At 41.3% G+C, this 8,690-nt stretch carries 9 protein-coding genes and 4 pseudogenes; 7 read left to right on the top strand and 6 right to left on the bottom strand.

The annotated features are described in order from the left end of the window. Positions 1-132: 132 nt before the first annotated feature. Positions 133-285: pseudogene (locus tag IM509_RS06080) on the top strand (RNA-guided endonuclease TnpB family protein); the annotation flags it as partial. 11 nt (positions 286-296) lie between these two features. On the opposite strand, the gene IM509_RS06075 reads toward IM509_RS06080, so the two are convergent. From IM509_RS06075 to IM509_RS06060, 4 genes are all read right to left on the bottom strand, one after another. Next, positions 297-986 (bottom strand): potassium channel family protein, encoded by a 690-nt coding sequence (locus tag IM509_RS06075; RefSeq protein ID WP_002750520.1) that lies wholly within the window; start codon positions 984-986, stop codon positions 297-299. A 109-nt stretch (positions 987-1,095) separates the two neighbouring features. Next, positions 1,096-2,430 (bottom strand): TrkH family potassium uptake protein, encoded by a 1,335-nt coding sequence (locus IM509_RS06070; protein ID WP_052277515.1) that lies wholly within the window; start codon positions 2,428-2,430, stop codon positions 1,096-1,098. A gap of 9 nt (positions 2,431-2,439) precedes the next feature. Further along, positions 2,440-3,588 (bottom strand): glycosyltransferase family 4 protein, encoded by a 1,149-nt coding sequence (locus tag IM509_RS06065; RefSeq protein WP_052277516.1) that lies wholly within the window; start codon positions 3,586-3,588, stop codon positions 2,440-2,442. 169 nt (positions 3,589-3,757) lie between these two features. Then, a complete protein-coding gene (locus tag IM509_RS06060) occupies positions 3,758-3,913 on the bottom strand; it encodes a DUF2256 domain-containing protein (RefSeq protein WP_002746413.1) in 156 nt (51 codons plus the stop codon). Positions 3,914-3,949: 36 nt separating this feature from the next. Between IM509_RS06060 and IM509_RS06055 the strand changes: the two genes are divergently transcribed. Both IM509_RS06055 and IM509_RS06050 read left to right on the top strand, forming a co-directional pair. Next, complete coding sequence (locus tag IM509_RS06055) at positions 3,950-4,747, top strand: RNA methyltransferase (protein WP_052277517.1); 798 nt, start codon at positions 3,950-3,952, stop codon at positions 4,745-4,747. Between the two features lie 30 nt (positions 4,748-4,777). Further along, positions 4,778-5,959, top strand: coding sequence for a serine hydrolase (locus IM509_RS06050; RefSeq protein WP_052277518.1), 1,182 nt, complete (start codon positions 4,778-4,780; stop codon positions 5,957-5,959). Positions 5,960-5,962: 3 nt separating this feature from the next. Here IM509_RS06050 and IM509_RS06045 read toward each other — a convergent pair whose 3' ends face one another. Further along, a complete protein-coding gene (locus IM509_RS06045) occupies positions 5,963-6,229 on the bottom strand; it encodes a glutaredoxin family protein (RefSeq protein ID WP_008204472.1) in 267 nt (88 codons plus the stop codon). A gap of 8 nt (positions 6,230-6,237) precedes the next feature. On the opposite strand from IM509_RS06045, the gene IM509_RS06040 reads away from it, so the two are divergent. The 4 genes and pseudogenes from IM509_RS06040 to IM509_RS24040 form a co-directional block, all read left to right on the top strand. After that, positions 6,238-6,477, top strand: a complete 240-nt coding sequence (locus IM509_RS06040) for a hypothetical protein (protein WP_052277519.1) — start codon at positions 6,238-6,240, stop codon at positions 6,475-6,477. Positions 6,478-7,002: 525 nt separating this feature from the next. Next, on the top strand, positions 7,003-7,707 hold the full coding sequence (locus IM509_RS06035; protein WP_272079503.1) for a Uma2 family endonuclease: 705 nt from the start codon (positions 7,003-7,005) through the stop codon (positions 7,705-7,707). 172 nt (positions 7,708-7,879) lie between these two features. Further along, positions 7,880-8,071 (top strand): annotated as a pseudogene (locus IM509_RS06030) (ParA family protein); the annotation flags it as partial. 120 nt (positions 8,072-8,191) lie between these two features. Then, positions 8,192-8,416: pseudogene (locus IM509_RS24040) on the top strand (hypothetical protein); the annotation flags it as partial. Between the two features lie 142 nt (positions 8,417-8,558). On the opposite strand, the pseudogene IM509_RS06025 reads toward IM509_RS24040, so the two are convergent. After that, positions 8,559-8,690: pseudogene (locus IM509_RS06025) on the bottom strand (IS630 family transposase); the annotation flags it as partial.

Genomic DNA, 8,690 nt, shown 5'->3' with positions numbered 1-8,690 from the left:
CATCTGGGTAAAGGATATGTTGGTAATGACGTAGGAATGACAAACCCCGTGTAGTTGAGGAGCGGAATGACGAGAAATTGTCACGTTCCGTTTTGTAGAGCAGTAGGAGAGGCGACTCTCTTACTGACTTTAATCATCCTTAAAAGGGGACTAAGTACGGTAGGGCATACCGGAACCTTTGGGCTCGATCCAATAAACGCTTGGGGAGAGAATACCTCTACTTTTTCAGAAGCAATTCTGTCTAAGCAAGTAATCTCTGTGAACCAAGAATCCCCGTCTCTTTAGAGCGGGGAGTGTCAAATCGGTAAACGCTGAATATCTCGGTTAGAACCAATCACCACCATTGCTAAATCCTTGTGTAATCTTTCTTGGGGATTGGGGTTAATCTTGAATTTTTCCGCATTACCGACAGCGACAATATTTAACCCATAACGATTACGAATTTCTAACTCTGCTAGGGTTTTACCGTGAAAAGCTTCCGGGACTTTTAACTCGACAATACTATGTTCGGGATCGAGATCAAATCGTTCTAAAATTGATGGTCTAGTTAAACGGTGCGCTAACTCACAACCAGCATCGTATTCGGGAAAAACTACTAAATCTGCACCAACTTTTTTGAGTAATTTTCCATGGATTTCTGTGGAGGCTTTAGCGGCGACAAAATTAACCCCCGCTTCCTTACAATTGAGAGTAGTAATGATACTTTCTTCCACGTATTTACCAATAGCGACAATCACCGTATCGGTTTCAAAAATTCCCGCTTCTCGCAGAGCGTTAGGTTTGGTAGAATCAAGCTCGATCGCATTATCTACTATCCGATCAGATAACGCTTGCGCTACTAATCCTTCGTCAATATCTGTCCCTACCACCTGATAACCTTGTTTGCGTAGGGTTTCACAGACGGCGCGCCCAAATCTGCCTAATCCGATGACGGCAAATTGACGATTTTGGGGACGCATACTACTAAAAAATTTAATTGATTGCATAATTTTAATTGAAGCTGTTACGCATTTAAAATGCTAGTATCAATGAGTGAGGAGACAGGAGAAACTGATAACTGATAACTGATAACTGATAACTGATAACTGATATTAATTATCCCACTAAAAGGTTTTCTTCGGGGTAATTAATAACTGTTGGTTTCGGATCGCCGATAATAGCCGCTATTAAAAGTATAACTCCTACCCGTCCCAGATACATCATAAAAACAATAATTAACTTAGAAATCGGTGATAAAGCGGCGGTTATTCCCATAGATAAGCCGACAGTTCCAAAGGCAGAAACTACCTCAAAAAATAGTTGAATCATTTTAAAATCTGTCTCCACAAATGAGATAGCTAGGGTGGAGATAATAATCGCTATAACCGAACCAAAAACCACCGCCATTGACTTTAAAATTAACGGCATGGGAATGCGTCTTTGATAAAGAGTCACTTCTTCATGTCCCCGTAAAACCGAGCGGGTACAGTTATATAAAATCCTAAAAGTTGTGGTTTTAATACCTCCCCCTGTACCACTAGGACTGGCTCCTATAAACATCAAAGCCATGGTAATTAACAAACCTTCTACGGAAATTTTACCAATATCAATGGTATTAAATCCTGCTGTTCTCGATGTTACCGATTGGAACCAAGCGGCCAGGAATTTATCTTTAAGTGATAAATTAGCTAAAGTGTCACCATTTCCCTGTTCAGTAAGTAGAAAAGCTAATGTTCCTATCACTAATAAAAATATGGTTGTGCTGATAGCAACTTTGTAGTTAAGCGAAAAAACAAAGCCTTTTCGTTTATATTGAAAGCGGTAAATAAACCAAGTGTAAAACTCGATAATTACCTGATAACCGATACCTCCAAAAATGATTAATCCTGTGATAGATAAGTTAATAATAATTGAAGAATGATAGGAAATTAAGTTATCTTTAAACAAGCCAAAACCCGCATTATTCCAAGCACTAATACTATGAAATAAAGATAACCATACCGCATATCTAAAATCATACTTTTGGGCGAAGACAGTTAACATAACAAAAGTTGCTGTTAACTCAAAAACTAAAGTAGTAGCAATCACTGATTTCATTAAACTTTGACTACCTTGTAGGAAAGGTCGATCAAAGGATTCTTGAATTGCTAACTTCTGTCTCAGGTCAAATTTTCGCCCAATTAATAACATTAAAAAAGTGGTAGTGGTCATATATCCCAGTCCACCCACTTGAATTAATAAAGCAATAAATAATTGACCCCAAAAAGAAAAATAAGTACCCGTATCTACCACTGCTAAACCCGTGACACAGACAGCAGAAGTGGAGGTAAAGAGGGCAACAATTGGGTCATTCCAAGTGCCGCTAGTGGTAGAAACAGGCAACATCAACAGGGAAGTTCCCGCTAAAATTACCGCAATAAATCCCAAGCAAATTGTCCGGGCAATCGTCATATAAATTCCTTAGTGAAAGTAGCTAAGAGAAGATTGTTTTTGGGCTAACACTTCTTGATAAACTAACTGTAAGCGATCAATATTTTTGCTAAGAGTGTAAGAGTCTAAAACTCTTTGACGGGCTTTTTGACCTAAAATTGTGGTTAATTCGGGATGATCTCGTAATACAGGCAAGAGAGTTTTTAATTGGGTAATTAGTCCTTTAGTATCTAGAACTATTCCCGCACCTTTTAACACTTCCCCATCGGCACCCACATCCGTAGCCAGACAAGCAACACCGCAGGCCATCGCTTCCAAGAGGGAAATCGATAAACCCTCCACTAAAGAGGGTAAAATAAAGCCGTCAACCCCGCGCAAAATTTCAATTCGTTTATTTTCATCGCCGATAAAACCTAACCAGATAATACCATCTTCTTCCCCATAAAAAGGTTTAAGGGAAGGAGTTAACGGACCATCGCCAACAATGAGCAGTTTGCATCTATCCCCTAAATTGGTTTTTTTCCAAGCTTTCAATAAAGATTCTACATTTTTCTCCGGCATGATCCGACCGAGATAAACAAATAAACAATCAGCATTATATTGCGCTTTAATATTCGATGGTCCTGGAGAATACTTATTAACATCAACCCCATTGGGAATAATTGCTAATTTTTCTTCGGGAACTCCCAATTTAACTAAAAAATCCCGTTGAGAGGTGGAAAAAATAATTACCTTATCGTAATTAGCTAAAAAAGGGGCGTGTAGTTGGTAGGTTAATAATTGGGTACTGGAGATGATATTGCGAATTTTACTATCAAAAGCCGGGTGAAAAGTCGCCACCAGAGGCAAATCTAAAGACTCACAAATTTCTGGTAGCAGAAAATCGAGGGGAGACAGGGGTAAGGACGCATGAACTAGATCGGGTTTCAGTTCCCTGAGTTTATCCTGTAGAACCCGACTCGATTTCAGGGTGGGAATAGTATAGACTTGGGAACTATAGAGACGTGGCAGGGTGATTTCGTCGTAAAAGTCAGGCCAATCGCTTACGGTGGGTTTTTCGGAAGAAAAATGTAGAAAACTGACTTGATAATCTCGATCGAGCAGGGAATTAGTCACTTCTCGCCCATAGGTAACGTTACCGCAAAAAGGAGATTTTTTTCCTAACCAAGCAATGTGCATTCAGATTCTCTTAAGAAAAAGTTAATTTAGCCAAGTATCAGCTTACTAAATTAGTCGTAAAATTAAAAGCTAATAGAGTACCTAAGCAAAATTAATTACCCATCTAAGTCCTCAGCTAAAAATTGCCTTTTGCAAGAGTGCCTATTTGATAGTTAAAATTCTCGGCTTTTTACTGATTGGCCGAGGACTTGCGACGACGACAGCGTTCTGAACAGTATTTGACCTCATGCCAACAGTTTTGCCACTTTTTGCGCCAAGTAAAGGATAAACCGCAAACGGGACAAATTTTACTGGGAAGATCGGACTTCGAGGGCTGACGTGCCATGATTAAAATTAAAAAGTCAAAAACTGCGCCTTATCTATGAGTGTAGATGAAAATAATCAGAGTTCCCCACTCGATCGCCTGAGAATTATTTTAGTTGAACCAGCCGGAGCCTTAAATGTGGGTTCCACTGCCAGAATTATGCGGAATATGGGCTTAAGTCGCTTAATTATCGTCAATCCCGTCTGTGATATCCTTGCAGAAGAAGCGCGACGCATGGCAGTACACGGGATTGAAGTCCTAGAAAACTGTTCACAGGTAGCCACCCTTGGGGAAGCTTTGCAGGGTTGTCATCGCATCATTGCCACCACCTCGAAACCCCGTCACCTGAATACTCCCCTTGAAACACCCCGGACCGCCTTACCCTGGTTACTCACCCCTAACCTAGAATCGGCCCTAATTTTCGGGCCAGAAGACCGGGGTTTAAGTAACAGCGAACTGAACCACGCCCAGCGTTTTGTCGGTATTCCCGCTAATCCTCAATATTCCTCCCTCAATCTCGCCCAAGCGGTGGCGGTTTGCTCCTACGAACTGTACCAAATGACCAGGGAAAATAGGCTCGAAACCCCGGTAGAAACGCTCCCTAATGCCACTTTTGAAGCTCTAGAAGGCTATTATCAGCACTTAGAGAGCTTTTTGCTCAAAATTGGCTATCTTTACCCCCACACCGCCGCCGCTAGGATGGAGAAATTCCGGCAATTTTATCATCGGGCCCGGCCCACGGTGGAGGAATTAGCCCTGCTGCGGGGTATTATCGGTCATATTGAAAGTATCGGGCAACTTTTTCTCGGTCTTGATAGTCTCAAGGGCAAGAAAAAAAATTCTCCTAGCGATTGATAATAAATCTGGATACCCTTGAGGAAAACCGTGACTCGTCAAGTAACTCGTCGTCCTACTAAAGTCCAATCTAGCCCTGGGTCCCCTAGGTCCCTGGACTCAAATAATAAAAAAAAGCCTGTAGCCGTTAAAAGGGCAAAAAAACAGCGTAAACCTAACCTAATCGCTTCTTTTCTCCTTCAGGTTCTTCGCTTCTCTATCCTTGGTGTCGGTTTAGGTGCGATCGCTGGTACGGTTTTAACGGTGGTGGATCCCAGCAAATTACCCCTACACCCAAAACCCACCGCTACTAATTCCCCGACTCCCAAACCCGTCACCCCAAAACCGACCACCTTAGTTTTAAACGAAAATCTCAGCAGCCTTAACCAGAAATTACAGGCTTTAGCGGTCAAATATCCGAAATTACAGGCTGGAGCTTTATTTATTGACCTTGATAACGGTGCTTACGCTAATTTTCGAGAAGATACTATTTTTGCTGCCGCTAGTACGATTAAAATCCCGATTCTGGTGGCCTTTTTTGAGGATGTGGACGCGGGGAAAATTCGTCTCGATGAAACCCTTGTGGCCAGTAAGGATGTCCTGGCCAGTGGGTCTGGGGATATGCAGTATCTAGGAGTGAATAAAACCTATACTGCCCTAGAAACCGCCACTAAAATGAACGTAATTAGCGATAATACCGCTACTAATATGTTAATTAAGCGCATGGGCGGCAAAAAGGCTCTTAATCAGCGTTTTCAAGCTTGGGGTTTGACCAGTACGGTAATTAATAACCCTTTACCAGACTTGGAAGGAACCAATACCACAAGTCCGAGAGATTTGGTGACAATCTTAGGAAAAGTTAATCAAGGGGAATTACTCAGTTTACGTTCCCGCGATCGTCTATTAAATATTATGCAGGAAACGCGCACTCGCACCCTGCTGCCCCAAGGTATCGAGAAATCCGCCGATATTGCCCATAAAACCGGTGATATTGGCTCGATGTTAGCGGATGCGGGGATTATTGATATGCCCAACGGGAAACGCTATCTAGGAGCAGTGATGGTCAAACGTCCCCACAATGATAGTAACGCTAGGACTCTGATTCAACAAATATCGCGCACGGCCTACCAACACTTTAAATGGTATCAAACTCAACCGGCAGCCAAACCGCAACCAGTCGCCCAGTCTTCTCCCTCTCCTAGTCCAGTCGTTAGTCCTAGTCCGGGTAATTAGCCCCTAGGTTAAATTATTGGCTAAAAGACGGGCCAATTGTTCGGCATTTGCCCGGGGGGAAAGACGAGGAAGGATTTTTTCCCCCGTGGCCAGTTTTTGACAGAGGACGGGGATTTCGTACTGATAAGCGTTAAACCAATCCTCTCGACTGGTAATGTCCCTAATTTCTAACTGCCAGTCCGGTTGACGGATTTTTTCTAGTTTCTCTAGCAACCCTTCGCAAAGATGACAGTCCGGTTTACTGTATAAAATTAGTTCTATGGTAGTCATAAATATTTATGTTCATTACCTCCACGATTAGTCTCTCATCAACAATTCTACAAACTCCCACACCCACAACGACTTTAAATAATAATTTAGTTAATTCAGGTTCTCAAGATCTAGTCTATATCGGTGTGTTTCTTCTGGCAATTACCCTGGTCATGGTTATTGGTATTATCAATAAGAAAATTGAATACGCTCTCATTTTTGCCGCCACTCTCACTGTGATTTTAATTGCTTTCCTCTGGTTTTTATAAGTCCTTCAACCAAGGGGATTGAAGGCAAATCCCCCTTAATAAAGATTAACGGCTCTCGTTGATTCACCTTCACCGAATTGTTAAGTAATTCGAGTTCAGACTTGACAAAAATCTCCCTAGGACCGAGCGGAAGATTAAGGAGTGCATCTCACATTTGCAGAAATACCGACAATTAGCAATTATCAGTGACTCTTAAATTAGTACAAAAATATGAACAATCGCGTGTAAGCATCCCACCGAAAAACTAATGCGCTCCGGGGTTTGGGTCCCAACGGGGGGTTTGGGTAGGGTTGATTCATGAATCAACCCTACTATGAATCAACCCTACCCAAAAGCTTGGATTGAGTGATAAAACCGAAAGTAACGCCCAATTTTAGGAGAAAGTTTCCCCTTAAAAATCCCAAATTAGTAGATTTACAAAAATGAGATGCACCCCAAGCAAAACGATCGGACTTATAATATAATTGTATTGATTGTCCCTTGTTGCTAGAATCACCCCAAATTGACTCAATGGGTTTATAAACGATGACAACCCTAGATATTGCTACCGATATTGTCTGTCCTCCCACCGATTTATGGAGTGATGAACCACCCGTGGAAAGTGATCTGCATTTACAACAAATTATTTTATTATTATCTTGTCTTGATTGGCTCTGGCAAGATAGAAACGATTACTATGCCTCGGGCAATTTGACTATTTATTATAACGAAAGACAACTGAAACAGCGAGATTTTTGTGAACCAGATTTTTTCGTGGTTTTAGATACAGAGAAACGTCCCAGGAAAAGTTGGGTCGTCTGGGGAGAAGGGGGTAAATATCCCAATGTAATCATCGAAATTCTCTCCGATTCCACCGCTAATGTGGACAGAAAAGCCAAAAAGGAACTATATCAGCATACTTTCCGGACTCCTGAGTATTTTTGGTTTGATCCTAATACCTTAGAATGGCAAGGATTCACTTTAATCGAGGGACAATACCAACCGATTACCCCCAATGAAAACGGTTATTTATGGAGTAAGCAACTAGGATTATATTTAGGGATTTTTGCCAATAAATTGCGCTATTTCACCGAATCGGGTGAATTAGTCCCCACCCCTCAAGAGTCGGCCCAACAGGAAAGATTAGCCAAAGAACGGGAAAGATTAGCCAAAGAAAGAGAACAACAACGGGCGGAAAAATTAGCCCAAAAGCTGCGAGAATTGGGCATTAATCCCGATGAAATTGCTTAAATATCCAGTTGGGGGTTTTAGGGTGGAAACCATGGCGCAATTTTTCCTTAATTGCTAGGCATTAAGACGAGGAATCCGAAAGTCTGATTATAGCCTAGAAATCATGGCAAAATCTCCACACTGATGTTATGATAACGACCAAGGGTAACAATCTTCAAATATAATTAATGCCATGGTGCAAAAAATAGCTTTTTTTAATCATAAAGGTGGAGTGAGCAAAACTACAACCACTTTTAACCTTGGTTGGATGCTTGCTGAGAAGGGCAAAAGAGTAATTATTGTCGATACCGATCCCCAATGTAACTTAACTGGTATGGCTTTGACTAATGAAAGTGAAGATAGGGAGGAAAGACTACAAGCAATCTAAGTAGGGAGGCGCAATTATTTGTAGGATGGGTTAGCGGTAGCGTAACATAATCGGGCGTTGGGTTTCATGCTTCAACCCAACCTACGTTCATCTTATATTTAATTCCACCCACCTACTTACAATACTTGCTCTAATATTAAAACAGCTTTAGCACCTGCTTTTGAGTCTCAACCGAGATTAATTGAAGCTGTGGAATGTATTCCTATTGATGGTCGTGATAACTTATTTTTACTGCCCAGTCATGTGGGGTTGGCTGAATGTGAAGTTACCCTAGGTCTTGCTCAAGAACTTAGTGGGACAATTCAGACTTTAAAAAATCTCCCTGGTGCGATTACATATTTATGGCTCTTCGGTAATTGTGGCTCTTCGTTACTTGTTATGGTTCGATAGGGGGGCATAAATCGACTAAATCCTTATCTGGCAAGAGACTTAATTGATTAGTTCGCTCTAAATTGACAAAAATCGCTAAATGCCTTTCTATACTTTAGACGTTCATAATCTGAGATTTATTAAACTTCTGAAATCGTAGAGTCAGCAAGGAATCCAGTTCTTTTTTATGTTTCAGATGGGCATCATTCAGACATTCATAAATAGCTGAAGAAAAGTCAGAAAAGTT

This window comes from Microcystis sp. M31BS1, from assembly GCF_020245285.1.
Taxonomy (GTDB): domain Bacteria; phylum Cyanobacteriota; class Cyanobacteriia; order Cyanobacteriales; family Microcystaceae; genus Microcystis; species Microcystis panniformis.
Note: the sequence above shows the minus strand (reverse complement) of the source record. Positions and strands in the feature narration are given on the sequence as shown.